23 protein-coding genes and 1 pseudogene are annotated in these 26,728 nt (G+C 60.0%); 12 read left to right on the forward strand and 12 right to left on the reverse strand.

The window, feature by feature from the left end; genetic code table 11:
- The first annotated feature begins 14 nt into the window (after positions 1–14).
- Positions 15–2,309, forward strand: a complete 2,295-nt coding sequence (pbpC, locus tag AC1RJ3_RS12070) for a penicillin-binding protein 1C (protein WP_493079127.1) — start codon at positions 15–17, stop codon at positions 2,307–2,309.
- Between the two features lie 131 nt (positions 2,310–2,440).
- On the opposite strand, the gene AC1RJ3_RS12075 is transcribed toward pbpC, so the two are convergent.
- Both AC1RJ3_RS12075 and AC1RJ3_RS12080 read right to left on the reverse strand, forming a co-directional pair.
- The gene (locus tag AC1RJ3_RS12075; RefSeq protein ID WP_054595743.1) at positions 2,441–2,848 is read right to left on the reverse strand and encodes an HPF/RaiA family ribosome-associated protein; all 408 of its coding nucleotides are present in this window, start codon (positions 2,846–2,848) and stop codon (positions 2,441–2,443) included.
- 213 nt (positions 2,849–3,061) lie between these two features.
- Positions 3,062–4,009: a LysR substrate-binding domain-containing protein gene (locus tag AC1RJ3_RS12080; protein WP_019693524.1), complete on the reverse strand. Its 948-nt coding sequence runs from the start codon at positions 4,007–4,009 to the stop codon at positions 3,062–3,064.
- Positions 4,010–4,144: 135 nt separating this feature from the next.
- Here AC1RJ3_RS12080 and AC1RJ3_RS12085 point away from each other — a divergent pair, with 135 nt between their 5' ends.
- The 3 genes from AC1RJ3_RS12085 (at position 4,145) to AC1RJ3_RS12095 (ending at position 7,423) form a co-directional block, all read left to right on the forward strand.
- Positions 4,145–5,521 (forward strand): L-serine ammonia-lyase, encoded by a 1,377-nt coding sequence (locus AC1RJ3_RS12085; RefSeq protein WP_493079130.1) that lies wholly within the window; start codon positions 4,145–4,147, stop codon positions 5,519–5,521.
- A 63-nt stretch (positions 5,522–5,584) separates the two neighbouring features.
- Complete coding sequence (locus tag AC1RJ3_RS12090; protein ID WP_493079132.1) at positions 5,585–6,886, forward strand: serine/threonine transporter; 1,302 nt, start codon at positions 5,585–5,587, stop codon at positions 6,884–6,886.
- Positions 6,887–7,105: 219 nt separating this feature from the next.
- The gene (locus AC1RJ3_RS12095; RefSeq protein WP_103318168.1) at positions 7,106–7,423 is read left to right on the forward strand and encodes a DUF3509 domain-containing protein; all 318 of its coding nucleotides are present in this window, start codon (positions 7,106–7,108) and stop codon (positions 7,421–7,423) included.
- On the opposite strand, the gene AC1RJ3_RS12100 is transcribed toward AC1RJ3_RS12095, so the two are convergent.
- Positions 7,420–7,920, reverse strand: a complete 501-nt coding sequence (locus tag AC1RJ3_RS12100; RefSeq protein WP_054595739.1) for a phosphate-starvation-inducible protein PsiE — start codon at positions 7,918–7,920, stop codon at positions 7,420–7,422. The two genes, AC1RJ3_RS12095 and AC1RJ3_RS12100, sit on opposite strands and share 4 nt — an antisense overlap.
- A gap of 544 nt (positions 7,921–8,464) precedes the next feature.
- On the opposite strand from AC1RJ3_RS12100, the gene AC1RJ3_RS12105 reads away from it, so the two are divergent.
- Positions 8,465–8,743, forward strand: coding sequence for a DUF3077 domain-containing protein (locus AC1RJ3_RS12105; protein WP_054595738.1), 279 nt, complete (start codon positions 8,465–8,467; stop codon positions 8,741–8,743).
- A gap of 60 nt (positions 8,744–8,803) precedes the next feature.
- Here AC1RJ3_RS12105 and AC1RJ3_RS12110 read toward each other — a convergent pair.
- The 8 genes and pseudogenes from AC1RJ3_RS12110 to hmpA form a co-directional block, all read right to left on the reverse strand.
- Positions 8,804–9,023: pseudogene (locus AC1RJ3_RS12110) on the reverse strand (transcriptional regulator).
- 700 nt (positions 9,024–9,723) lie between these two features.
- Positions 9,724–10,611 carry a heme o synthase gene (gene cyoE / locus AC1RJ3_RS12115; RefSeq protein ID WP_054595737.1) on the reverse strand — a complete coding sequence of 296 codons (888 nt, stop codon included), beginning with the start codon at positions 10,609–10,611 and terminating at the stop codon, positions 9,724–9,726.
- An 11-nt stretch (positions 10,612–10,622) separates the two neighbouring features.
- Complete coding sequence (gene cyoD, locus AC1RJ3_RS12120; protein WP_054595736.1) at positions 10,623–10,961, reverse strand: cytochrome o ubiquinol oxidase subunit IV; 339 nt, start codon at positions 10,959–10,961, stop codon at positions 10,623–10,625.
- Positions 10,962–11,588, reverse strand: coding sequence for a cytochrome o ubiquinol oxidase subunit III (locus tag AC1RJ3_RS12125; RefSeq protein WP_054595735.1), 627 nt, complete (start codon positions 11,586–11,588; stop codon positions 10,962–10,964).
- A gap of 3 nt (positions 11,589–11,591) precedes the next feature.
- Entirely contained in the window at positions 11,592–13,622 is a 2,031-nt protein-coding gene (cyoB, locus tag AC1RJ3_RS12130; protein ID WP_347928969.1) for a cytochrome o ubiquinol oxidase subunit I, read from the reverse strand.
- Positions 13,623–13,625: 3 nt separating this feature from the next.
- Complete coding sequence (gene cyoA / locus AC1RJ3_RS12135) at positions 13,626–14,576, reverse strand: ubiquinol oxidase subunit II (RefSeq protein ID WP_054595733.1); 951 nt, start codon at positions 14,574–14,576, stop codon at positions 13,626–13,628.
- A gap of 813 nt (positions 14,577–15,389) precedes the next feature.
- Positions 15,390–15,899, reverse strand: a complete 510-nt coding sequence (locus tag AC1RJ3_RS12140) for a disulfide bond formation protein B (protein ID WP_256585262.1) — start codon at positions 15,897–15,899, stop codon at positions 15,390–15,392.
- A gap of 300 nt (positions 15,900–16,199) precedes the next feature.
- Complete coding sequence (hmpA, locus tag AC1RJ3_RS12145; protein WP_347928968.1) at positions 16,200–17,381, reverse strand: NO-inducible flavohemoprotein; 1,182 nt, start codon at positions 17,379–17,381, stop codon at positions 16,200–16,202.
- Positions 17,382–17,539: 158 nt separating this feature from the next.
- Here hmpA and norR point away from each other — a divergent pair, with 158 nt between their 5' ends.
- The 5 genes from norR to AC1RJ3_RS12170 all read left to right on the forward strand — a co-directional run bounded on the left by norR (position 17,540) and on the right by AC1RJ3_RS12170 (position 21,986).
- The gene (gene norR / locus AC1RJ3_RS12150) at positions 17,540–19,096 is read left to right on the forward strand and encodes a nitric oxide reductase transcriptional regulator NorR (protein ID WP_493079137.1); all 1,557 of its coding nucleotides are present in this window, start codon (positions 17,540–17,542) and stop codon (positions 19,094–19,096) included.
- 259 nt (positions 19,097–19,355) lie between these two features.
- Entirely contained in the window at positions 19,356–20,264 is a 909-nt protein-coding gene (locus AC1RJ3_RS12155; protein ID WP_054595729.1) for a chemotaxis protein CheV, read from the forward strand.
- A 3-nt stretch (positions 20,265–20,267) separates the two neighbouring features.
- Positions 20,268–20,750, forward strand: coding sequence for a GNAT family N-acetyltransferase (locus AC1RJ3_RS12160; protein WP_347928966.1), 483 nt, complete (start codon positions 20,268–20,270; stop codon positions 20,748–20,750).
- Between the two features lie 91 nt (positions 20,751–20,841).
- Positions 20,842–21,153 (forward strand): hypothetical protein, encoded by a 312-nt coding sequence (locus AC1RJ3_RS12165; protein ID WP_054595727.1) that lies wholly within the window; start codon positions 20,842–20,844, stop codon positions 21,151–21,153.
- 83 nt (positions 21,154–21,236) lie between these two features.
- A complete protein-coding gene (locus AC1RJ3_RS12170) occupies positions 21,237–21,986 on the forward strand; it encodes a YkgJ family cysteine cluster protein (protein WP_493079140.1) in 750 nt (249 codons plus the stop codon).
- Positions 21,987–22,009: 23 nt separating this feature from the next.
- On the opposite strand, the gene AC1RJ3_RS12175 is transcribed toward AC1RJ3_RS12170, so the two are convergent.
- Positions 22,010–22,255 carry a hypothetical protein gene (locus AC1RJ3_RS12175; RefSeq protein WP_054595725.1) on the reverse strand — a complete coding sequence of 82 codons (246 nt, stop codon included), beginning with the start codon at positions 22,253–22,255 and terminating at the stop codon, positions 22,010–22,012.
- A 211-nt stretch (positions 22,256–22,466) separates the two neighbouring features.
- On the opposite strand from AC1RJ3_RS12175, the gene AC1RJ3_RS12180 reads away from it, so the two are divergent.
- Together AC1RJ3_RS12180 and AC1RJ3_RS12185 are read left to right on the forward strand one after the other, a co-directional pair.
- The gene (locus tag AC1RJ3_RS12180; protein WP_103319163.1) at positions 22,467–23,636 is read left to right on the forward strand and encodes an efflux RND transporter periplasmic adaptor subunit; all 1,170 of its coding nucleotides are present in this window, start codon (positions 22,467–22,469) and stop codon (positions 23,634–23,636) included.
- On the forward strand, positions 23,633–26,728 hold the full coding sequence (locus tag AC1RJ3_RS12185) for a multidrug efflux RND transporter permease subunit (RefSeq protein ID WP_493079143.1): 3,096 nt from the start codon (positions 23,633–23,635) through the stop codon (positions 26,726–26,728). Before AC1RJ3_RS12180 ends, AC1RJ3_RS12185 begins: the two co-directional genes overlap by 4 nt.

Consider the following 26,728-nt stretch of genomic DNA (forward strand, 5'->3'; position numbering starts at 1 on the left):
ATCCGGGACGGCGCTTGAAACCCCTGCTGGCAGTTGGGCTGGCAGTGGGCGTGCTGGTGGGGCTGCGACTGTGGCCCCATCAGCCACTGGAGCAAACCACCTCATCCTCGCGACTGGTGCTGGCCGACGACGGTTCGCTGCTGCGCATGACCCTGGCCGCCGACGGCCAGTATCGGCTGTGGCTGCCCCTGGAGCGCATCTCGCCATCACTGGTCGAGGCGTTGCTGCTCAAGGAAGACCGCAACTTCTATTGGCACCCGGGAATCAACCCGCCAGCATTGCTGCGGGCGGCCACGGCCACTTACAGCGGGGGCCAGCGCCAGGGCGGCTCGACCTTAAGCATGCAACTGGCGCGACGGCTGTGGGACCTCAATACCCGGCAGGTCCCCGGCAAACTGCAACAAATGGCCCTGGCGCTTTGGCTGGAGCTGCGTTACAGCAAACACGACATCCTCGAGGCCTATCTCAACCTGTCGCCCATGGGCGGCAATATCGAAGGTGCCGAAGCGGCAAGCCGGATTTACTTCGGTAAAGCGGCAGCGCAGTTGTCGTTATCCGAAGCCCTCGCGCTGGCGGTGATTCCCCAGCAGCCAGGACGGCGCGCCAGCTTCGGACCGTCGCTGCAAAACGCTCGCCTGCGGCTGATGGCGGACTGGCACGAGACCTATCCCGAAGATCCGCGTAACAGCAGTTTGCTGGAGCTGCCATTGGAGGCGCGCACTCGTCAGCAGATTCCTTTCCTGGCGCCTCATTTGAGCGAACAGCTGCTGACGTCCCAGACCGGTAATGAGCTCAACAGTACTCTCAACCTGCCCTTGCAACGGCTGCTGGAACGTTTGATTGGCGGCTTTATCGCCGAACACCGCAGCACCGGTATCGAGAACGCCACGGCAATCCTGGTGGACAGCCGCGACCAGAGCGTCAAGGCGCTGGTAGGCTCGGCGGATTACTTATCCACGGCCATTCACGGGCAGGTCAACGGCGTACTGGCGCGACGCTCACCCGGTTCCACCCTCAAGCCGTTTCTCTATGGGCTGGCGCTGGATCAGGGGTTGATCCACCCCATGAGCATTCTCAAGGACATGCCCAGTAACTTCGGCTACTTCCAGCCGGAAAATTTCGATGGCAGTTTTGTCGGCCCACTGACAGCCCGGGACGCGTTGATTCGCAGCCGCAATATTCCGGCGGTGTGGCTGGCCAGCAAGGTCAAATCCCCTTCGTTGTACGGCTTTTTGCAAAGGGCCGGGATCAAGGGATTGCGGGGCGAGAGCCATTACGGTCTGGCCCTGGCCCTGGGCGGTGGCGAGATGACCCCCGAAGAATTGGCGCGGCTGTACCTGATGTTGGCCGGCGACGGGCATTTGCGGTCGTTGCGCTACCTCGTCGAGCAGCCTCAGACCAGCGGTGCCGCGCTGCTGACGCCGCAAGCCGCGTTCATGGTGCGCGATATGCTCAGGCACAACCCGCGCCCGGATGGCTTGCCGGCCAACAGCTCTAGTCGGCACTGGCGCACGGCCTGGAAAACCGGCACTTCCTGGGGCTTTCACGATGCCTGGAGCGCCGGAATCGTCGGCCCGTACGTGTTAATCGTGTGGGTCGGCAATTTCGACGGCAGGCCCAACCCGGCGTTCATTGGCGCAAAGACGGCAGCGCCACTGTTCTTTCGCATCGCCGACGCCCTGCCTCTGGCATTGCCCACGGTCGCCGACAAAGTCGACAAACCACCTGCAGGACTGACGCGGATCGACGTCTGCGCCGCCTCCGGCGAGCTGCCCAACCGCTGGTGCCCCTCGACCCGCAAGACCTGGTATATCCCCGGGGTCTCACCCATTCGTGTGTCCAACCTGCATCGCCCGGTGCTACTCGACACCCGTACCGGCAAGGCTGCCTGCCCGCCGTTCGATCCGCAGTACACCCGCGAAGAGGTATTCGAATTTTGGCCCAGCGATGTACAACGACTGTTCCGCGCCGCCGGCCTGCCACGGCGCACGCCGCCTGACGTGCTCAAGAGCTGCCAGCCCAATCGCCACGGCGATCAGAGCGAAGCCCCGCAAATCCGCTCGCCGCTGACCCAGGTCACCTATCAGCTGCGCCTGTCCCACCCCCATGAAAGCATTCCCCTGAACGCCAACGCCGCGAGTGATGCCTTGACCCTGTATTGGTTCGCCGACCAGACCCTGATCGGTCAGGGTCCACCCCAAGCCACACTGAACTGGCGGCCAGGCAAGTCGGGCGAGTATCACTTGCGAGTCAGTGATGATCAGGGCCGCAGCGTGAGCCGAGGATTACGGGTAGAGTTTTTGCCTTAGCCGAGCAAGGAGCGACCCTGGGGTCGCATGACCACGCATTAGCCATGACTTGATGCAGGGCGCAGTTGAAACCAAAACGGGCCTGCATCTGCAGGCCCGTTTTCAGTGGGGTGGTAAGGGTGTTTCAGGCATCAGCTATTGAAAGCGGCCTGTTCGTTCTCGAGAAATTCTTCTTCCAGCAGCGCGTCGGCATGGGCACCCGAGTTGATCGGCGTGACGGTGGCGCGTTTACCGCGCAATTTGCCGAACAGGTGTTCCAGCGCATGTTCAAGTTTGGTGGCCGCCCCTTCGATGGCCAGTTCCAGTGTGTCGGCTTTATGAGTAACGGAAACCGGTTGATGGCCTTTTGGCCGCGCTTCAAGTTGGCAGCGCATGTCGTGTGGACCGGGTTTATCGCCGTTCTCGTCCCGCAGGTGGACTTCGACCCGTGTCAGGTCTTCTTCGTATCGTTCGAGCGTGCTCTCAATGGTAGTACGTACCCACTCCTCCAGTCGGATGCTGCTTTGAATATGGTTATCGCTATTGACTTGGATTTGCATAGTTCATCCCTTATTTCAGCTAGCTCGCGAGAGATCCGGTGCGGTGTTTGAAATCTGGTTGACCGTGACCTCTTGGTTACAGAGTTGGGCAGACGGAGAAACAATTCAACCCCTAAAAAAAGATAAATATTCATACGCAAAAAAAGCCGGACAACGGGCAAAAGCGCTGTTACTGTCGGGAGTCGACTCGACCTGCAACGCCGCAAAAAACCCTCACAATTGCCCCTCACCCAGGGGGTGCAACCCGCGAAAAATCTCCGCCTCCTCCACCAGCCAGTCATGCACCGCGCGCACGCCCGGATGGCTCAGCGCCCCCGGTGAATACAGCAACACATAGCGTTTGTAGTTGGGCACCGCGACGCCGAACGGCACGATCAGCGTGCCCCGCTCCAGCTCATCGTTGAGCAAGGTCCGGCGGGCGATGGCCACGCCCATCCCGGCAATCGCCGCCTCGATGGTCAAGTGGTTGCGGTTGAAGGTATGCCCGCGCCGTACGTCGGCACCGTCGAAGCCGATAGCGTTCAGGTAAAACTCCCACTCCGCGTATTCATAACTGCCGCGCCAGGCGGTGATGTCGTGCAACAACGGAAAATGCACCAGATCCGCCGGCCCGTGCAGCGGCGGTCGACCGCGCAGCAGGCTCGGCGCGCAGACCGGGAAAATCTGCTCATCGAGCAAGGCTGTGGATAACAATCCCGGGTAACTGCCATCGTTCAAGTCGATGGCCAGGTCGAAGTCACCTTCGTGCAGCGCCACGCTGCTGTCCTCGGCCACCAGCCGCAACTGGATATCCGGAAACCGCTGCTGCAAACGCGGCAGACGCGGCGTCAGCCATTTACCGAGAAACGAAGGAATCGAACGCAAACGCAGGATGCCGCTGATCATTCCTGCATCCAGCCGGCGTAGTTCCGCGTCGATGCTGCCGTAGGCTTCGTTAACTGTGATCGCCAGACGCTGGCCTTCGGCACTCAATTCGACGCCCCGGGCGCGGCGGTGGAACAGGCGAAACCCCAGGCGCTCTTCCAACTGGCGGATCTGCTGGCTGACGGCGCCGGGGGTGATGTGCAGTTCTTCGGCGCAGCGGGTGAACGACAAGTGGCGTGCCGCACAGGAAAACACATGCAGCCAGACGTAGGTCTGGGCATGAAATTGACGACTCATCGTTTAGTCCTACTAAAGCCTGTCTTAGGAAGTTTCGTTGGTCAGCGCTGACCGAGGTAGGCAGTATCGCCTACATTGCGCTTGTCCTACAAAAAATGGCGGCGATTCCTACTCCATTGCTTGTAAGGCTTTAGCATGGCTATCAGTGTTTTCGATCTCTTCAAAGTCGGCATCGGTCCGTCCAGTTCCCACACCGTCGGCCCGATGCGCGCTGCGGCGACCTTCGCCCAGGCGCTGTTTGACCAGGGTTTGCTGGAGCAAACCCGACGGGTGGAAGTCCGTCTCTACGGCTCGCTGTCCGCCACCGGCGTCGGCCACGCCACCGATCGCGCCTGCGTCATGGGGCTGATGGGCGAATGGCCCGACAGCATCGACCCGAGCTGCATCGGTCCGCGTATCCAACAGTTGCGTGAAAGCGGCGAACTGCTGCTGGCCGGTCGCCGGAGCATTGCCTTCGATTGGCAACGCGATTTGCTGTTGCTCGACGAAAGCCTGCCCTACCACCCTAACGCCATGTCGCTGACAGCCTTTGGCGAAAACAGCCAGTTGTGGGAACAAACCTACTATTCGGTCGGCGGCGGTTTCATCGTTGAAGCAGCCGAAGCCGAGTCGGGCGTGCCGGCCTCGAGCGACGTGGTGTTGCCGTACGAATTTTCCAGTGCCGTGGAATTACTGTCGCTGTGCAACCAGCACGGCTTGCGGGTTTCCGAGCTGATGATGGCCAACGAACGGGCCTGGCGCAGCGATGCGGAAATTCGCAGCGGCCTGCTGCACATCTGGTCGGTGATGCGTGAATGCGTCGAGCAAGGCCTGCGCCACGAAGGCATCCTGCCGGGCGGTCTGGATGTGCCGCGCCGCGCTGCAAAATTGCACCGCAGTCTGTTGGAAATCGGCAAACCGAACGTCATCAGTTCGACCCTCTCGGCGATGGAATGGGTCAACCTGTTCGCCCTCGCCGTGAACGAAGAAAACGCCGCCGGCGGCCGCATGGTCACCGCACCGACCAACGGCGCGGCGGGGATCATCCCGGCGGTCCTGCATTACTACATGAAGTTCAACCCCGACGCCTCGGACGACGATGTCGTGGCGTTTTTCCTCGCCGCCGCGTCGGTGGGCATCCTCTGCAAAAAGAACGCCTCGATCTCCGGTGCCGAAGTCGGCTGCCAGGGTGAAGTCGGTTCCGCCTGCGCCATGGCCGCTGCCGGCCTCGCCGAGGTATTGGGCGCGACACCCGAACAACTGGAAAACGCCGCCGAAATCGGCCTGGAACACAACCTCGGCCTGACCTGCGACCCGGTCGGCGGGCTGGTTCAGGTGCCGTGCATCGAGCGCAACGCAATTGCCGCGGTGAAGGCAATCAACGCCACCCAAATGGCCCTGCGCGGCGACGGCAAACACTTTATTTCCCTGGACCGGGTGATCCGCACCATGCGCGATACCGGCGCCGATATGCATGACAAATACAAAGAAACTTCACGGGGCGGCCTGGCTGTGAGCTGGGTGGAGTGCTGACGAGCATTCCCTGACCGCCTGCATTACGTGAGCCCGAGCAAGAATAATAACGAGGCGATACTGATGACCGATGTACGTACACCTGCTGCCGATAATCCTGCTGTAGAACTGCCCCGTAGTACCGCAACAACCAGCAAAGGCTGGAGCAAACACGACACCACCTGGATGCTCGGACTTTACGGCACGGCGATTGGTGCAGGCACGCTGTTCCTGCCGATCAACGCCGGTGTCGGCGGTTTCTGGCCGTTGCTGGTGCTGGCGCTGCTGGCCTTCCCGATGACCTTCTTCGCCCACCGCGGCCTGACCCGCTTCGTGCTGTCCGGGCGTTCCGGGGACATCACCGAAGTAGTGGAAGAGCACTTCGGCATCGGTGCCGGCAAGCTGATCACCCTGCTGTATTTCTTTGCGATCTTCCCGATTTTGCTGGTGTACAGCGTGGCGCTGACCAACACCCTCGGCAGTTTCATGGAGCATCAATTACACATCGCACCGCCACCGCGCTCGGTGTTGTCGCTGGCGCTGATTCTGGGGCTGATGGCGATCGTCCGTTGCGGTCAGGGCGTGATCGTCAAATGCATGAGCGTGCTGGTTTACCCGTTTGTCGCCGCGTTGCTGTTGCTCGGTGTGAGCCTGATCCCGAACTGGAACGGCGCGTTCTTCGCCTCGGCCAGTGAAGGCATGCCGTTGCCGCTGTTCTTCAAAACCCTGTGGCTGGCGATTCCGGTGATGGTGTTCTCGTTCAACCATTCGCCGATCATCTCCGCCTTCGCCGTCGACCAGAAACAGCGTTACGGCACCCAGGCCGAGCCGAAAAGCCGCGGCATCCTCGCCGTCGCCCACAGCATGATGGTGCTGACCGTGATGTTCTTCTGCTTCAGCTGCGTGCTGGCCCTGTCGCCAGCCGACCTGGCAGCCGCAAAGGCGCAGAACATCTCGATCCTGTCGTACCTGGCCAACCACTTCCAGACCCCGGTCATCGCCTATGCCGCGCCGTTGATCGCGCTGGTGGCAATCACCAAATCCTTCCTCGGCCACTACATCGGTGCGAGCGAAGGCTTCCAGGGCCTGATCGTGAAAAGCCTGCGCGGCCGTGGCCGGGTGATGCCAGCCAGCTGGCTGAACCGCGTGACCGCGCTGTTCATGATTCTCAGCTGCTGGGCGGTGGCAACCTTCAACCCGAGCATCCTGGGCATGATCGAAACCCTCGGTGGACCGGTGATCGCCTGCCTGTTGTTCCTGATGCCGATGTACGCGATCCGCCGCGTGCCGTCGCTGCGCCAGTATTCGGGGCAAGCCTCGAACGTGTTCGTGGTGCTGATCGGCCTGATCGCACTGTCAGCGATCATCTACTCCGTCATGCCCTGAAACGGACCCGGAATGAACAAGGCGAGCCGTTGGGCTCGCCTTTTTATTGCCGGTTTATTGACCCGGAGCAGGACCGGCATGGCCCTTGCTTCGTCAGAATGGAGGCACACGGATGTTGTTGAAACCTCAGCGAACAGCCTGCCGGTGGTCTGGAAAAGCGAACCAATCCTGATCCCGTCCGGTCAATGACTGCACGATCCCATCAAGCGGTGACGCATTATGGATAACCCTTTCCAACTGATCACCGACGCTTTTGCGCCGGATTATCAGGTCAACCTGAGCATTCAGGGACTCGACGGCAGCATCATGCTGACCCTCTCCAAAACCGGCCGAATCGTCGCCAAGCGGATGATCAGCGCCGCACAACGCAATGACCCGCAACGCCTGAAACGGCTGGTGCAAAGCATTCAGTTCGGCATCGCCATCGAACAGGGCCACAGCGCCGTGGCGATCCTTGAAGCGATGACCAACGGCGACAACTTCAAATTACCGCCGCCCTCACCCAAGACTCCACCCCCTCGGCCGGCAAGGTTTTAAAGCTCGCCCTTCTCGACTTCCGGATGCTCACCGGAGCCCGCCCCGGTCTTGCGCTGCGGGTGTGCGATCTTCACCGACGGAAATTGCGACGAGGCATAGCGCACCACCAGAATCGAAAACGCCAGCAGCAGAATGCCGCCGCACAGGTAGATGATCCCGATGTCCGGCGGGTTGTGGTGCGACACGTTGGAGATCAGCAGGCGCGTCAACGCGGTGATCGCCACGTAGATCAGAAAGCGCACCGGCATGTGGTTGGTCTTGAAGTAAATCCCGACCATCGCCCCCAACTCGAGGTAGATGAACAGCAGCAGGATGTCATCGATCTTGATGTCACCCTCCTTGATCATCAGCAAAAACTCCGCCACCGCCGCCCAGGCAGTGACTGCACCGATGGCGAACAGCGCCAGGTAATGGAACGTCTCAACGAACAGGTTACCCAGCGATCCGGCCAACTCATGGACGCTCTGGCGAAGCTTTTCAGCCCAATTGATATTCACGGTTGTTCTTCCTTAGGTCGGTTCGACCGATGATGCCGGTTTGACGTGACGGTAGTTCTGCATGCAGAAAAAAGGCCAGCGGCATGGAGTGAGATGGTAGCGGGATGATATGAGGCACGTTGGGGTGCTTTCGGTAAATGTAGGACCGTTCTGAATTTGGCTTTTGGGCATCGGATGGATTTTTGGGGGTCGGGTCAGCAGGAACCTGCCCTGCAGCGATTAGCAGCCTCCCAGGCGCTAAAAAACCATACAGAGCCAGCACATCGCTACGATTGTGCCCGTCAACGCCTCCGCGCTAGTTTCAAACCGTCGCTGCCCATTCAGCGACCGGGCCTGAGAACCTGGGTAAGATACTGGCGCACCAACGTCCCACCTCACAATTACTGGCGTTTTATGCCCGTAATCTGTGCAATGGCGGCTGTGCGCGGGAGACCTTCGGGTCTGCCGGGTTCCCGTATCCCCGGTTTCTCAGCCTGCGCATAGCTGCCACCCATTCGCCTGAGAACGAACGTGGTAGCTCCAACTTTGACACGGGAGTTTTGCAATGACTAACCTCAAAGACCTGACAACCGCTGGCCTCACACCCTTCTCCATCCATTCCGACCACCCCCTCTTCCGCGTCAACAGCGGAGTCTCGATCCACGAAGCCTTGTCCCACGTGTCCGACTTGCTCCACCTCTCCAAACTGCTGGCCGAAGACGCGGCGATGGAACGCGGCAAGGACCGCTATGCCTGGGCGTCGCATTATTTGCAGGAAATGAGTAAGGCGGTGATCGATGACGTGGTGAAGGTGCTGGGGGCACCGGGTAATAACCGCGATTGAATGGAAAAAGCCCCGAGCTTCTCTATGAAGGCGGGGCTTTTCAGGTGTTCGACTATTTGCTCAAACGGCTCCTAGCCGCTCAACCATGTCGGGGAATTTCTCCACCAGCCTGATCAACAAGGCGGCCTGCGCATTGGGCTTCGACGTTTTCTTTCGCCCCCAGCTCGGGAGCCGGTTTGTCCTGCACGGAATGACTGCGCAGTGCGATCTCACCTTCGCGCTGAGCCACCATCTCGCCAACGCCTCGCATTAACTCTACGAACAGGTCGCGCTTTTTCATGAAGCTACCTCGTGCTTTCAACTCTGCCTCAATGGCTTTTTTGAGCGCATTAACTTGGTCGGCGACCATCGCAAAACTATAGACATGTTGCTTATAGCTCGGCAATTGGTGGCCAGGTCGCCAAGATCAAAAGATCGCAGCCTTCGGCAGCTCCGAATATCACTCACCCACAATGAAGTGACGCGCCCCAACCACTCAGGCCGGCTGTCAGGCCGCCGTGCTTTGCTGTTGATCTTGATCCACCCGCCCCTATCGGGAGGCCGAGCGCAGGTGTTCATCAGGGGGTGGGCGCGCAGCGCCGTACGGCGCAGCCGGACACATCGAGAGGAGGTCGTCGCGAAGCAGACCGTAGGCGATGCCCCCTGATGGACACCGGAGCGAGGGAACGCCGAGCCTAGGCGAGGTGCCGTACGCTTGGGGCGAAGCCTTTTGGTTCCTTTTTGGCGTTTGAAAAAGGGACTCGCCGTAAGGGCGAAACCCCAAGCGGCCGTTACCGCAGAAATGGATATGTACACCTGCTTAGAGATAGGTCGGCTGTCCGGCCGCCATCGCGGGCAAGCCCGGCTCCCACAATGGATCGATGTACATCTGCAAGAGACAGGCCGGCTGTCAGGCCGCCAAGATCAACAGATCGCAGCCCGCGGAATAAAAAGCCCCGCGCTTCTCTCGAAGGCGGGGCTTTATGTACAACCGCAAAACCTTAAGGCGCGTAAGTCAGCAACAACTCGGTCGGCACCTTGAAGTCCAACGACATCATCACGCTCAACGCCGTGATGGTGAAAATCGAAAACACAAACAGCTTACGTGCCCAAACCGTGTCATCCACCGCCTTGTAGCCCGTCCAGGCCATGTACAACCAGTACATGCCCATGGCCGCCGCAACCGCAAGATAACTCATGCCAGCGTAACCACTGAACGTCAGCATCAAGGTCGCCACCAGGAACGCCAGGATGTACAGCAGGATGTGCTTCTTCGCCACCTGAATCCCACGCTTCACCGGCAACACCGGAATCGATGCCGCCAGGTAATCATTGAAGCGAAAGATCGCGATCGCATAGGAATGCGGCATCTGCCACAAACTGAACATCACCAGCAACGTCAGCGCCGCCATGTCGAAGTTATTGCTGACTGCGACATAGCCGATCACCGGCGGCATCGCCCCCGACAGACTGCCCACCAGCGTGCCGTGAACCGACTTGCGCTTGAGGTACAGGCTGTAGAAACCGACGTAGATGACAAAGCCGATCACTGCGAACAACGCCGCCAGCGGGTTGGCCACGCGATACAGCAAGGCCACGCCGGCAACACCCAGGACGGTCGCGTAAACCAGTGCCAGTTTCAGGGAGATCAGGCCCTGCACCAGCACACGGTTCTTGGTGCGTTCCATCTTCAGGTCGATGTCACGGTCGATGCAGTTGTTGAACACGCAACCCGACGCAACCACCAGGGACGTGCCGATCATCGCAGCCAGGAAAATGGCCAGATCGACATGCCCTTTCGAGGCCAGGAAAAACCCGCCTGCCACAGAAAGCACGTTACCGAAAATGATCCCCGGTTTGGTGATTTGGATAAAGTGCTTTAAGGACATCCGGACTTTCCTCAGTGCGCCATCATGACGGAATGGATGCTGTACATGATCCACAGCGACAGACCGACCAACAGGACGATAACCAGCGCCGCGAAAACAAACGCAATCACGTTGTTACGCTGGGCGGCAGAGCGGTCCAGGTGGAGGAAGTAGACCAGGTGCACCAGCACCTGGATCACTGCGAAGGCCAGTACGATCGCCAGGGTCATGGCTTTCGGCAGGGATGGGTACATCACCAGGCCGAAAGGAATGATGGTCAGGATCACCGACAGGATGAAGCCGATAGCGTAGGACTTGACGCTGCCGTGGCTGTCGTCGTGACTATCGTGTGAGTGAGCTGCGTTAGCCATTTACAGAGTCCCCATCAGGTAAACAACGGTGAATACGCAGATCCACACTACGTCCAGGAAGTGCCAGAACAGGCTCAGGCAGCTCAGACGGGTCTTGTTGGTCGCCGTCAGGCCATTTTTCTGGACCTGATACATCATGATCGCCATCCAGATCAGACCGCTGGTCACGTGCAGACCGTGGGTGCCGACCAGGGTGAAGAAGCCGGACAGGAAGCCGCTACGGTTCGGACCGAAGCCTTCGGAGATCAGCGTATGGAACTCGTTGATCTCCATGCCGATGAAGCCCAGACCGAACAGGAAGGTGATGGCCAACCAGCCCAGCACCTGAGTCTTCTTGCCTTTGAACAACGCCAGCATGGCGAAGCCGTAGGTGATCGAGCTGAGCAACAGGCAGGCGGTTTCGCCCAGCACGTAGGGCAGTTCGAAGATGTCGTGGCCCGACGGGCCACCGGCTACGTTGTTTACCAGTACCGCGTACACCGCGAAGATCGACGCAAACAGAATGCAGTCGGTCATCAGGTAGAGCCAGAAACCGAATACGGTCATCTCGCCCGAGTCGTGGTGATGGTCATCGTGCCCATGGTCATGACCATGGGCGTGTCCAACATTGGTCACTAAGTTCGACATGGTTTAAGCCTGTTCCAACGAGGTTTCAACACGGGTGGCGGTGGCCGGAATCGCTTTGGCCGCAACCAGACGCTTGTGCTGCTCGGCTTCAATGCGCTCGATCACATCGACCGGCACCATGTAGCCTTGATCATCACGGGCAGCGTGGATCACGAAATAGATCACGGTGCCAGCCAGGCCTGCGATGGCCATCCACCAGATGTGCCAGATCATCGCGAAACCGAACACGGTCAACAGAGCACCCATGACCAGGCCGGTCGCGGTGTTGTTTGGCATGTGGATCGGCTCGTACTTGGCTGGAGCCTGGTACGCAGTACCGTTTTCCTTGGCTTCGGTGAACGGGTCGATACCGTCGGCTTTCGGCAGTACAGCGAAGTTGTAGAACGGTGGTGGCGACGAGGTCGACCATTCCAGCGTGTGGGCATTCCACGGGTCGCCGGCTTCGCACATGTTCTGTGGCAGCTTGCGATCACGGATACTCACGTACAACTGGATCAACTGGCAGGCAATACCGAAGGCGATCAGTACCGCACCAACCATTGCAACGTGCAGGTATGGCGTCCACTCAGGGTTGGTGGTGCTGTTCAGACGACGGGTCATGCCCATGAAGCCCAGTACATAGAGCGGCATGAACGCGACGAAGAAGCCCGAGATCCAGAACCAGAACGCTGCCTTGCCCCAACCTTCGTGCAGCTTGAAGCCGAACGCTTTAGGGAAGTAGAAGCCGAAGCCGGCGATGTAGCCGAACACGGCGCCGCCGATGATCACGTTATGGAAGTGCGCGATCACGAACAGGCTGTTGTGCAGTACGAAGTCAGCACCCGGGATGGCCAGCAGTACGCCGGTCATGCCGCCGATGGCGAAGGTCACCATGAAGCCCAGGGTCCACAGAACCTGGCTGGTGAAACGCAGACGGCCCTGGTAAATGGTGAACAGCCAGTTGAACAGCTTCACCCCGGTCGGGATCGAAATCAGCATCGTCGCCAGACCGAAGAAGGCGTTGACGTTGGCACCCGAACCCATGGTGAAGAAGTGGTGCAGCCAAACCATGAAGCCCAGGATCGAGATCGCGCCGCTGGCGTAGATCATCGAGTGGTGGCCGAACAGTTTCTTGCCGGAGAAGGTCGAGATGACTTCGGAGAAGATCCCGAACGCCGGCAGAATCAGGATGTAAACCTCGGGGTGACCCCAGGCCCAGAACAGGTTGACGTACATCATTGGATTGCCACCAAGTTCATTGGTGAAAATGTGGAAATCCATGTAACGGTCAAGCGTCAGCAGTGCCAGGGTAGCGGTCAGGATCGGGAAGGAAGCGACGATCAGTACGTTGGCCCAGGTGCAGGTCCAGGTGAAGATCGGCATGTCCATCATTTTCATGCCCGGGGTGCGCATTTTCAGCACGGTGGCCAGGAAATTGACCCCCGTCAATGTCGTACCCAGTCCAGACAGTTGTAATGCCCATATGTAGTAGTCCACACCCACGCCCGGGCTGTAGCCCAGTTCCGACAGCGGTGGATACGCAACCCAACCGGTACGGGCGAATTCGCCGACACCCAGGGACACGTTCACCAGTACCACGCCGGAAACCAGCAGCCAGAAGCTCAGGGAGTTCAGGAACGGGTAGGCAACGTCACGCGCGCCGATCTGCAGCGGCACTGCAAGGTTCATCAGGCCGGTGAAGAATGGCATCGCCATGAAGATGATCATGATCACACCGTGAGCGGTGAAGATCTGGTCATAGTGTTCAGGTGGCAGGTAGCCAGGCGAACCCTCAGTGGCCAGGGCCAGCTGGGAGCGCATCATCACGGCGTCGGCAAAACCACGCAGCAGCATGATCATGGCAACGATGATGTACATCACGCCGATTTTCTTGTGGTCGACCGACGTCAGCCACTCGGTCCACAAATAGGTCCACTTCTTGAAGTAGGTGATTGCAGCAAATACCGCCAGACCACCAAGCGCGATCATGGCGATGGTCACCATCACGATCGGCTCGTGGAACGGGATCGCTTCCCAACTTAATTTACCAAACATCGTTTACTCCTCTGCCCCGGCAGCTGAATGCGAACTCATGTCCATCCCTTCCATACCGGCGCCGGCCACTTCGTGTTCTTTCTTCTCGTGGTGCATCGGCTTGCCCGGTTTCATACCTTCATACTTGTCGATGATGGTCTGGAACAGGTTCGGCGCGTACGAGGAGTAGAGTTCAACCGGGTTGTTCTGGCTTGGTTTGGAAAGGGCTTCGTATTCAGCTTTTTCAAGCTGTTTAGGTGCTTTCTTGACATCACTGACCCAGGCATCGAAATCTGCCTGAGAGGTGGCGATTGCTTTGAATTTCATGCCAGTGAAGCCAGCACCGCTGTAGTTGGCGGAGATACCGTCAAACTCGGCATTCTGATTGGCGATCAGGTGCAACTTGGTTTCCATGCCCGCCATCGCGTAGATCTGACCGCCCAGGCCCGGAATGAAGAACGAGTTCATCACGGTGTCGGAGGTGATCTTGAAGTTAACTGGCGTGTTGGCCGGGAACACCATCTTGTTGACGGTGGCGATGCCTTGTTCCGGGTAGATGAACAGCCACTTCCAGTCCATCGCGACCACTTGAATGGTGATCGGCTTGACGTCGGATTCCAGCGGACGGTAAGGGTCCAGGGCGTGGGTCGACTTGTAGGTGACGTAACCCAGGGCAATGATGATCAGCACTGGAACAGCCCACACCGCGATTTCAATCTTGGTGGAGTGCGACCATTTCGGGGTGTAGACGGCGTCCTTGTTGGAAGCGCGGTATTTCCAGGCGAACAGGAAGGTCATGACGATGACCGGGACCACGACCAACAGCATCAGCAGCGTTGCGGTGATGATCAGGTTGCGCTCGTCCAGGCCGACCTGGCCCTTGGGATCGAGCAGGGTCATGTTGCAGCCTCCCAGCAACAGCGTGCCGAGCAGCGGCAATAAGCCTAGTAGTCTGGGGTACCTGTTTTTACTCATCTCACGACCTCTAAAGCAGCTTGCGCAATGCAGTTGGGTTTTGATCGCCAACACTTCACCCTGCCAAGGGTTGGCATTTTTCTTGGATTGAATAAGGGCTTGCCCGTCGCGCTAAACGCTGGTCGACACATCCTGGGCTAGCGGTGAGTTCTTATTCGAATTCGTGGTCAAAGGCCTTGTTACAGACCAATTCCATTTGGTGCGGATAGTTGGAAGGCGCCGACACCTGGCGTCGAATGAAGCCCGTTACAGCCCCACGACCACCCCTTGTGCCAAGGAGAGTGCCGCCCCGGAATTTCAGTGCGGGCGATTGTAGATATGTAACGTTGTATAAACCATGTCTCAACTCGAAATAATTTTTATCGGATACCGCAACAATCATTAACGAAATCTGCAAAGATTATCCACGATATCGAGACAGATTCTCAATAACAACCCCGAAAAAACCAGCGCTACTGTCCGCAGTTCAGACAGCTTCAACCCCTCTCGAAGCATCGCTGACCTCGCGCAAGCCCCCTTGTCACAAGGCCTTTAGCCATTCGTCCGAGCCTGTTAAAACTGCCTGCTGCACCGCATTTTCCGGCTTCCGGAGAGGCCCGTCAGCAAGATAAATTCCCTGTCAGTTTCAGCGACGACAATCGTCTTTGAAATGAGTTGCGACACCTTTGCTGTGACAACATGTCGCACACGTGTCGCACCCTTCTTTGCCGCGCGTCACGATCCTTTGACAGACCCGCTGAAACGCAAAGCGCCCCGGCCTCTTTTCGAGGTCCGGGGCGCTTTATTCAAGACCTGTGGCTGCGGCGAGAAGCCTCAGTTCAGGTGTTTGCGGTTACGCGAAATGAGCAGTGGCACCAGCACCACGGTCAACACGAAGGCCACCAGCGCCCACTGTGCCAGCGACAGGCCGAGGATCGGCGGGTACGGCGTCTCGCAGAAGCCGTCGACCTGGAAACCCAGCGGGAAGATCTTCGCCAGCGGCAAGCCGTCGACAATCGGTTGCAGCACGTCGATGCCGCAGCTGACCGCCGGGTAAAACTGCGTATAGACGTGATGCCCGGCCGCTGCAGCGCCCGCGAGGGCGAAGATCACCACCAGCCCTTCAAACACGGTGATGCTGCGACGGGTGCGCATGGCGGCACCGATAAAGGCACTGATCGCAATCAGCAACAGCGCATAGCGTTGCAGGATGCACAGCGGGCATGGCGCCTCGCCCAGCACCACTTGCATGTACAGCGCGCCGCCGATCAGCGCCAGGCAGATGATGCCCAGCAAGACCAGGAAGCGCCGCTCACGGCCCATCCGCATCATTTCCTCGTTCATTCCCGTTTCCTTTGCCAAAAGTGCTGGTTGTATTCAACAGACCCACCGGCCGCAGTGGATTTTATACGTATCAATTGATCGCAAGTTTACACGCTAGCCATCGGGGTGGATTAACAGGAGGGAATTAACGGCAGGCTTATTAACAGCGGATTAAACAGATTGATCGGTGGCGAAACTGATAACGCCATCGCGGGCAAGCCTTGCTCCTACAGGATTGTGAGTACCTGTAGGAGCAGGGGGGGCGCCTAGCTCTTGCCCGCGATGAAGGCGACCCGGTCTGACTGAGTCGCCACCCTACGCTTACTCCAGCGCAGCAGCCGGGCCGAAGAACTCGTAGCGGCTCTGCTTCTCTGGAACACCCAAGGCCTTGAGGTGGCGCTTGATCGCGGCCATGAAGCCTTTCGGGCCGAGGAAGTAAGCGTCCAGGTCGCGCTCTTGCGGCAACCAGTCGGCCAACTGCTCCTGACTCAACAGCCCGACCTTATCCGCCGCAGGGCTGACGCCGTCATCTTCGGCGTAGCAGTAGAAGCGCTTGAGTTGCGGGTGACGCTCGGCCAGGCCGTCGATCCAGTCGCGGAAGGCATGCACGCCACCGTTACGCGCACAGTGGATAAAGTGCACCGGACGCTCGGTGGCCAGCGCCGCTTCCAGCATCGGCAGGGTTGGCGTGATGCCGACGCCGCCGCTGATCAGCACCAGCGGTTTGTCGCTGGCGGTCAGGGTGAACTCACCTGCTGGCGGAAACAGCTGGATGCTCGCACCGACATGAAACTGGTCATGCAGGTAATTCGAGGCACGACCGCCCTCTTCGCGCTTGACGCTGATGCGGTACTGACCGTTGTCGCCCAAGGACGACAGCGAGTAGTTGCGACGAATTTCTTCGCCATCGAGGATCAGTTTCATGCCGATGTACTGACCCGGTTCTGCCGCGAGGATCGGTCCCTTGTCCGCCGGTTCAAAATAGAACGAGGTGATTTCCGCGCTCTCTTCCACCCGCTTGGCCAGTTTGAATTCCCGCGCCCCGCGCCAGCCGCCGACCGCTGCGGCCTTCTGGTCGTAGATCGCGGTTTCGGCGCCGATCAGGATATCGGCCAATTGGTTGTAGGCGGCGCCCCAGGCGCTCATCACTTCTGGCGTGGCGATCTCGTCACCGAGCACTTCGGAAATCGCCCGCAGCAGGCAGGCGCCGACAATCGGGTAATGCTCCGGCAGGATTTGCAGGGCAACGTGCTTGTTGATGATCTTCGCCACCAGATCGCCCAACTGGTCGAGCTGATCGATGTGCCGCGCATACATCAGCACCCCGCGAGCCAAAGCCCGTGGCTGGTCGCCGCTGGCCTGGTGCGCCTGATTGAACAGCGGACGAACCTCTGGGTACTCGGAGAGCATCATGCGGTAGAAGTGCGTGATCAGGGCTTCGCCGCCGCTTTCCAGCAACGGTACGGTGGATTTGACGATGGCACGGTCTTGAGCGCTAAGCATTAAGGGGGTACTCCTGAACGACTGGGTTTATAGTTTTCTACCCATGACGTTTCAGTTTCCGTGCCAACAATTAAAACCATATAAATCAATAAGTTAATAAACATGTAGTCATAACGACACAAGCGGATTTATAGTCACCTCGACTACATGGAGTCAATATGACTGCAAAACCCTTGCTCACCGCGTTGCTGCCACTGGTCTCCGACCTTTCCCGCGAATTGCCCGAAGGCGAGCGCTACCGGCGCCTGCTCGAAGCCATGCGCGCGCTGCTCCCCTGCGATGCCGCCGCCCTGCTGCGGCTCGACGGTGAATGGCTGGTACCGTTGGCAGTGGATGGCCTGAGCACCGACACCCTCGGCCGGCGCTTCAAGGTCAGCGAACACCCGCGCTTTGAAGCGTTGCTCAGCCGCTCGGAGCCGACGCGTTTCCCCAGCGACAGCACCTTGCCCGACCCTTATGACGGTTTGGTCGACGGCCACGGCGATCACCTGGAAGTCCACGACTGCATGGGCTGCCCGCTGTTTATCGATGAGCGTCCGTGGGGTTTGCTGACCCTCGATGCGCTGGACCCGGAGCGCTTCGAGCCGATCGAACTGGACGCCTTGCAAGCCTTTGCCAGCCTCGCCGCCGCCACGGTCAACGCCGCCGAACGTATCGAACGACTGGCCAATCGAGCCGAGGACGAACACCAGCGCGCCGAGGTCTATCGCCAGGCCAGCGGTCAGCAGAGTCGCGAAATGATCGGCCAGAGCAAAGCGCACAAGCGCTTGGTGGAAGAAATCAACCTGGTCGGCGGTAGCGACCTGACGGTGCTGATCACCGGAGAAACCGGGGTCGGTAAAGAGTTGGTGGCCCAGGCGATCCACGCCGCTTCACCGCGTGCCGACAAACCGATCATCAGCCTCAACTGCGCCGCGCTGCCCGACACGCTGGTAGAAAGCGAGTTGTTCGGCCACGTGCGCGGCGCCTTCACCGGGGCGCTGAACGACCGGCGTGGCAAATTCGAACTGGCCAACGGCGGCACGCTGTTTCTCGATGAAGTGGGCGAGTTGTCGCTGGCGGTGCAGGCCAAATTGCTCCGTGTGCTGCAAAGCGGTCAGTTACAGCGCTTGGGTTCGGACAAGGAGCATCAGGTCGACGTGCGCCTGATCGCCGCGACCAACCGTGACCTCGCCTTCGAGGTGCGCAGTGGCCGCTACCGCGCCGACTTCTACCATCGCCTCAGCGTCTACCCGTTGCTGGTGCCGGCGCTGCGTGATCGCGGTCGGGATGTGTTGTTGCTCAGCGGTTACTTTCTTGAACAGAACCGCTCGCGGATGGGCCTCAACAGCCTGCGCCTGAGCAGCGACGCCCAAGCGGCATTGCTGGCCTACAGTTGGCCGGGCAACGTCCGCGAACTGGAGCACTTGATTGGTCGCAGTGCCTTGAAAGCGCTGGGCAACTCGCGGGAACGGCCGAAGATTCTCAGCTTGAGCGCGGCGGATCTGGACTTGCCCCACACGCCCCTTGAAACGCCTTCTGCGCCAGCCAGCATTGAACCGGCGCCCACCCTTGAAGTGTTCGGCGACCTGCGCCAGGCCACCGAGAACTATCAACGCCAGTTGATCACCGCTTGTCTTGAGCGCCATCAAAACAACTGGGCCAGCGCCGCCCGTGAGCTAGGCTTGGACCGGGCGAACCTTGGGCGGATGGCCAAGCGGTTGGGCATGAAGTAGTAACCAATGTGGCGAGGGAGCTTGCTCCCGCTGGAGTGCGAAGCGCTCCCAAATCAGTCACCACATTGCAACAGACAGTACACAGGTACCGATTTGGCGACTGCTGCGCCCGAGCGCGGACCGGCCGGCGGGAGCAAGCTCCCTCGCCACAGGGTTTGCCGTTTGGCATTAAAGCCCGCCCCGCTTACGTCGATAACCCGATATCAATAGTTGCTGGCGGTCCTACAATCGCCCATCACCTTTTCCACAGAAGGTTTTTATGTCCTCCAACAAAGCCCGCGCAGATTCACTTTCGCTTCTGCTCTTTACCTTGCGCAGTGGCAAGCTGATGGCGATCAACCTGCTGAAAGTCAGTGAAATCATCCCCTGCCCGCCGCTGACCAGGCTGCCGGAGTCGCACCCGCACGTCAAAGGCATCGCCACCCTGCGCGGCACCTCGCTGTCGGTCATCGACCTGAGCCGGGCGATCGGTGAGCGGCCGCTGGAAGACCCGGACGGTGGCTGCCTGATCGTTACCGACGTCAGCCGTTCCAAACAGGGCCTGCACGTTCAGGCGGTGAGCAAGATCGTCCATTGCCTGACCACCGACATCCGCCCGCCACCCTACGGCTCCGGCGGCGTGCGCGCGTACATCACCGGCGTGACCTCGGTCGACGGCACGCTGGTGCAGGTGCTCGACATCGAGAAAGTCATCCACGGCATCGCCCCGGCACAGATCGAAACAGCCCCGACCGAGCTGAGCATGGAAGACGCCGAAGTACTGGGCAACGCACGCATTCTGGTGGTCGATGACAGCCAGGTGGCGCTGCAACAATCGGTACACACCCTGCGCAACCTCGGCCTGCAATGCCACACCGCACGCAGCGCCAGGGAAGCCATCGACTGCCTGCTGGACCTGCAAGGCACTGCACAGCAGATCAACCTGATTGTCTCGGACATCGAAATGTCCGAGATGGACGGTTACGCCCTCACCCGGACCCTGCGTGAAACCCCGGACTTTTCCCACCTCTATATCCTGCTGCACACCTCGCTGGACAGTGCGATGAACAGCGAAAAAGCCCGTCTGGCCGGGGCAAATGCGGTGCTGACCAAGTTCTCCTCGCCAGAGCTGACCAAATGCCTGATCACCGCCGCAAAAGCTGTCGCGCAGCAAGAACAAGGTCATTGAGCCTTGGCTGAAGAGTATTGCCTGCTGCTGCGGCGCGACCTCGCTGGAGTGTTGCCCGCCATTGCCTGGCCTCCAGGCATTGCGCTGAACCAATACCGCCCCGAGCTGGCCGAAGCGGTTCATCAACTGATGGAGCAGGGTTATCAGCACGGCGGCGGTCGAGTACCAGCGCTGGAGGTGTGGCGCGAGCGCTTTGAAAGCGATGCGGAATATGACCCGGCGCTGTGTTTCATCGCCTCGGACCCTCAAGGCATTGTCGGCGTGGCCCAGTGCTGGACCAGCGCCTACATCAAGAATCTGGTGGTGCATCCACGGGCTCAGGGTCAAGGTTTGGGACGAGCGTTGTTGTTGCATGCCTTCAGTGTGTTTCAACAGCGCCGCGAAGGGTTTGTTGACCTCAAGGTACTGGAAGATAACCAGCGCGCTCGGCGACTGTATGAAAGCGCCGGGATGCGTGTGGTGCGCCGGGAGCTGGTTCCAGACTGATACCGCTATCGCGAAGCTCCCCGCACAACCCTCCTCAATCCTTCAGGCATACTCAATCCTTGGCCAAAATTCACCCAAGGATGCCCGAACCATGAAAGCCTCAAGTCTGATATTCATCAGCCTGACCGCAATCACCAGCCAAGCCTTCGCTTCTAGCCCGGATGCATGGGCCGCCCATGACAAAGCCGTTCTCGCCAGTTGCACCAAAGCCAGCCAATTGAGTCACGCCAAACCCGTTGGCAATGCTGCGCAGTTCGATGATCGCGTCGGCTATACCGCACTGTTGCTGCAAGGCCAGTACCCGCAAAAACATATGAAAGGCCAACAAGGCACTGAACTGTGCCTCTACAACAAAAAGAGTAAAACCGCGTATATCACCGAATGGGATTCTGTACGTCCATGACTGGCGCACAACTTGCTTTGGCCCCCTCCCGCGCGGTGGTTTTCCGCCATCGCTGACGCCTCTGGAATGTGACCGGTCGCCTAATGAATACGACGTTTTCCTGCGTAGGTTGCGGCAAGTGCTGCACCGACCACCATGTGCCCCTGACCCTCGCCGAGACCCGAATGTGGGCGGCTGACGGCGGTACCGTGATCGTGCTGGTGGAAGGCTTTCTCGGCAATGGCCTGGGCCTTCCGGCCTTGCAACGCGAGCACGCCGAACGCCGTTCCGTGGTGGTGCCCAGCGGTGCGACCCAGGCCCACGTAGCGATTACCTTCGCTGCATACAACGCCGGTCGCTGCCGGAATCTTGACGAAGACAACCTCTGCCGCATCTACGATCGCCGGCCGCTGGTGTGCCGCATCTATCCGATGGAAATCAATCCGCACATTCCCCTGACGCCAACCGCCAAGGACTGCCCGCCCGAATCGTGGGAGCAAGGTCCTGCGTTAATTGTCGGCGGTCAGTTGGTTGATCAGGCATTGGCCGACCTGATCCAGCGCTCGCGTCAGGCAGACCGCGACGATGTCCAGGCCAAGGAAGCGATTTGCGAACTTCTGGGGATTCGCACCACGGCGCTCAAGGGTGACGGGTTTACCGCCTACCTGCCGGACATGACGGCGTTTGCCTCGGCAATTGATCAGGTTCAGGCTGCGCCGTTGCCGGGTTCGGCCGGTGAATGGCTGTTCCATGTATCGGGCAACGACATTGCTGAACAAGTGCAGGCCGCTGGCGCGAACGTGGTCACGGCAGAACCGCTGAACTATGCGTTTATCTCGTTGCGCGCGGCCTGAGATTTATAACTCAGAGGGACAACTCAGCGCTTGCCCATCGAGCGACGGGTGCCAGGAGGCGCTGCGCCCGGGACCTTGGTGTGGCCATTCTTGGCGCCGTTCTTGTACCACGGCTGACTGGCGTTTTTGGCGGAGGCCAACTCGCCCGGTTTGAACGGAAACTTGAAGGCCGGAATCACCGCTTTGGTTTCGCTGTCGGCGCTGGAGTCGACGCTGTCTGGCAGGTCAGCCTGTTCGTCAGCAGCAGGCGCTTGTATCGGGGAAGTCATGAATGCTCCGGGTGTTACAGTGAGTCGGGCCCGATGGGTGGGCCGCGAAAGGCCGGCAGTATACCTGCGCGCCCGTGATCTTTAACCTCCCGACGCATGAATGGTCACCTTTGCTGACAGCCCTGTCAGTTAGCCGTCACCCTGCTGACCGCAACGAAGGACTATAACTAGGCCATTATTTCCCGTCTTTTTGCCCCGGCGTTCGATGCTCATGCCCATTCCAGGAAAAAAACTGCTGATCGCCGCGTTGCTGGTGACGGTCACTGCCGTGGCCATTGGCGTTGCGCTCAAACCGGCAACGAGCAAACTCGCGGCCCCCACCGCGATTCCGGTACGGGTGGTCAGCGTTGTCGAACGCGACGTGCCGCGCTATGTCAGCGCGATTGGCTCGGTGCTGTCGTTGCACAGCGTGGTTATTCGTCCGCAGATCGATGGCATCCTCACCCGACTACTGGTCAAGGAAGGTCAGTTGGTGAAGGCCGGTGACCTGCTGGCAACTATCGACGATCGCTCGATCCGCGCCAGCCTCGATCAGGCCCGCGCGCAATTGGGCGAAAACCAGGCGCAGTTGCAGGTCGCCGAGGTCAACCTCAAACGCTACAAATTGCTGAGTGTCGATGACGGGGTTTCCAAGCAGACTTACGACCAGCAACAAGCCCTGGTCAATCAGTTGAAAGCCACGGCGCAGGGCAATCAGGCGGCCATCGATGCGGCGCAGGTACAACTCTCCTACACACAGATTCGCTCGCCGGTGACGGGCCGCGTCGGTATTCGCACCGTGGATGAAGGCAACTTCCTGCGCATGAGCGATACCCAGGGATTGTTCTCGGTCACCCAGATCGACCCGATTGCCGTCGAGTTCTCCCTGCCACAGCAAATGCTGCCGACGCTGCAACGGTTGATCAGCGCAACCCCGCCGGCTGACGTGAATGCCTACCTCGGCGCCGACACCAATGGCCAGACCGGCGACTTGCTCGGCGAAGGCCATCTGACGCTCATCGACAACCAGATCAATGCCAACACCGGGACCATTCGCGCCAAGGCCGAATTCAGCAACGCCGGGCAAAAACTCTGGCCCGGGCAACTGGTGACCGTGAAGATCCAGACCGCCGTCGACCAGCATGCGCTGGTGGTGCCGCCGTCCGTGGTCCAGCGCGGTCTGGATCAGCATTTCGTTTACCGGGTCAACGGCGACAAGGTCGAATCGGTTCCGGTGCAAATGGTCTATCAGGACAGCGGGCTGAACATCATCACCGGAGTAAAGGCCGGTGATGTGCTGGTCAGCGATGGTCAGTCGCGGCTCAAGCCCGGTGCCAGCGTGCAGATTCTCGGCGAGCCGCCAGCGCTCACGCAAAGCACTGCGGCGGAGCAACAGCCATGAAAGTCCATGGCGGCATTTCGGCCTGGTGCATCGACCATCCGGTCGCCACGGCACTGCTGACCTTCGCCCTGGTGCTGCTGGGCTTGATCGCCTTCCCGCGCCTGCCGATCGCCCCTTTGCCGGAAGCCGAGTTCCCGACCATTCAGGTCGCCGCGCAGTTGCCCGGCGCCAGCCCCGACACCATGGCTTCGTCGGTGGCGACGCCGTTGGAGGTGCAATTCAGCGCCATCCCCGGCATGACCCAAATGACCTCCAGCAGTGCCTTGGGTTCGACCAACCTGACCCTGCAATTCACCCTCAACAAAAGCATCGACACTGCCGCGCAGGAAGTTCAGGCCGCGATCAACACCGCCGCCGGCAAGCTGCCCAAGGACATGCCGACGCTGCCGACCTGGCGCAAGGTCAACCCGTCCGACAGCCCGGTGCTGATCCTCAGCGTCAGCTCGACGCAAATGCCCGGCACCGAACTCAGCGACTACGCCGAAACCCTGCTGGCGCGGCAATTGAGCCAGATCGACGGCGTCGGCCAGATCTACATCACCGGCCAGCAACGCCCGGCGATCCGGGTCCAGGCCTCGGCCGACAAACTCGCCGCCATCGGCCTGACCCTGGCCGATGTGCGCCTGGCCATTCAGAAAACCAGTCTCAACCTGGCCAAAGGTGCGCTGTACGGTGAGTCGAGCATTTCCACGCTATCGACCAACGATCAGCTGTTCCATCCCGACGAGTACGGCCAGCTCATCGTCTCCTACAAGAACGGTGCACCGGTCCAGCTCCGGGACATCGCCACCGTGGTCAGTGGCTCGGAAGACGCCTACGTCCAGGCCTGGTCCGGCGATCGGCCGGGGGTCAACCTGGTGATCCTGCGGCAGCCGGGCGCGAACATCGTCGACACCGTGGACCGGATTCAAGCCGCGTTGCCGGGCCTGCAAGCGATGCTTCCGGCGTCGATACAGGTCAACGTGCTGATCGACCGGACCCAGACCATCCGCGCTTCACTGCACGAAGTGGAAGTCACCCTGCTGATCGCGGTCCTGCTGGTGGTCGCGGTGATGGCGCTGTTCCTGCGCCAGTGGTCGGCGACGCTGATCGTTTCCAGCGTACTCGGGGTCTCGCTGATCGCCAGTATCGCGCTGATGTACATCATGGGCTTCAGCCTGAACAACCTGACGCTGGTGGCGATCGTCATTTCCGTGGGGTTTGTGGTCGACGATGCGATTGTGGTGGTGGAGAACATCCACCGCCACCTGGAGGCCGGCGACGGCATGCGCGAGGCGGCGATCAAGGGTGCTGGCGAGATCGGCTTTACCGTGGTCTCGATCAGCTTCTCGCTGGTGGCGGCATTTATTCCGCTGCTGTTCATGGGCGGCGTGGTCGGCCGGTTGTTCAAGGAGTTCGCCTTGACCGCCACCTCGACCATCATGATTTCGGTGGTGGTGTCGTTGACCCTGGCACCGACCATGGCCGCCCTGTTCATGCGCGCGCCGGTACACGACGCCCACGCGAAACCCGGTTTCGGGGAGCGCCTGCTGGCGCTGTATGAACGCGCACTGCGCCGCGCCCTGGCGCATCAGAAACTGATGCTGGGGATCTTCAGCCTGACGCTGTGCATGGCGATTGCCGGCTACGTGTTTATCCCCAAAGGTTTCTTCCCGATACAGGACACCGGTTTTATCCTTGGCACTACCGAAGCCGCCGCCGACGTGTCGTTTCCGGAGATGGTGAAAAAGCACCAGGCCCTGGCCGACATCGTCGCCGCCGACCCGGCAGTGCAGACCTTTTCGCATTCGGTGGGTGTTTCCGGCAGCAACCAGACCATCGCCAACGGGCGCTTCTGGATCTCCTTGAAAAAACGCGGCGATCGCGATGTGTCCGCCAGCGCCTTCATCGACCGGATTCGTCCGCAACTGCTGAAGGTCCCGGGCATTGTGCTGTACCTGCGCGCCGGGCAAGACATCAACCTCAGCTCCGGCCCCAGCCGCGCCCAGTATCAATACGTGCTCAAGAGCAACGACGGTCCGACACTGAACCTCTGGACCCAACGCCTGACCGAAAAACTGCGCAGCATCCCGGCGTTCCGCGACATTTCCAACGACCTGCAACTGGGCGGCAGCATCACCCACATCCACATCGACCGTGCCGCTGCAGCGCGTTTCGGGCTGACCGCCAGCGATGTCGACGAGGCGCTTTATGACGCCTTCGGCCAACGGCAGGTCAACGAGTTCCAGACCGAAATAAACCAGTACAACGTTATCCTCGAACTCGACACCCGCCAGCGCGGCAAGGCCGAAAGCCTCGCCTATTTCTACCTGCGTTCGCCGCTGAGTGGCGAGATGGTGCCGTTGTCGGCGCTGGCCCGTTTCGATGCGCCAACCATCGGCCCGTTGTCCATCGCCCACGACGGCATGTTCCCGGCCGCCAACCTGTCGTTCAACCTGGCGCCCGGCGTGGCCTTGGGTGATGCGGTGATTTTGCTCAATCAGGCGAAGAACGACATCGGCATGCCGGCCTCGGTCAACGGCAATTTCCAGGGCGCGGCCCAGGCGTTCCAGAGTTCACTGGCCAGCCAGCCGTGGCTGATTCTGGCGGCGCAGGTGGCGGTATACATCATTCTTGGCGTGCTCTATGAAAGTTTCGTGCACCCGCTGACGATCATCTCGACCTTGCCTTCCGCTGGCCTCGGCGCCTTGATACTGCTCTGGATCCTCGGCCAGGACTTCTCGATCATGGCGTTGATCGGCCTGGTGCTGCTGATCGGTATCGTCAAGAAGAACGGCATCCTGATGATCGACTTCGCCCTCGACGCCCAGCGCAATCGCGGGCTGTCCCCGCAAGAGGCGATTTTCGAGGCATGCCTTACGCGGTTCCGGCCGATCATGATGACCACCCTCGCCGCCCTGCTCGGCGCGCTGCCGCTGATGCTCGGTTACGGCACCGGCGCCGAACTGCGTCAACCGCTGGGGATCGCGGTGGTCGGCGGTTTGCTGGTCAGCCAGGCGCTGACGCTGTTTACCACGCCAGTCATATACTTATGGCTTGAGCGGGTGTTCCATCGCTCCACACCAGCGCCTGCGCTGGCGACCACACACTGA

The organism is Pseudomonas sp. GW822-FHT04C11 (assembly GCF_058800905.1).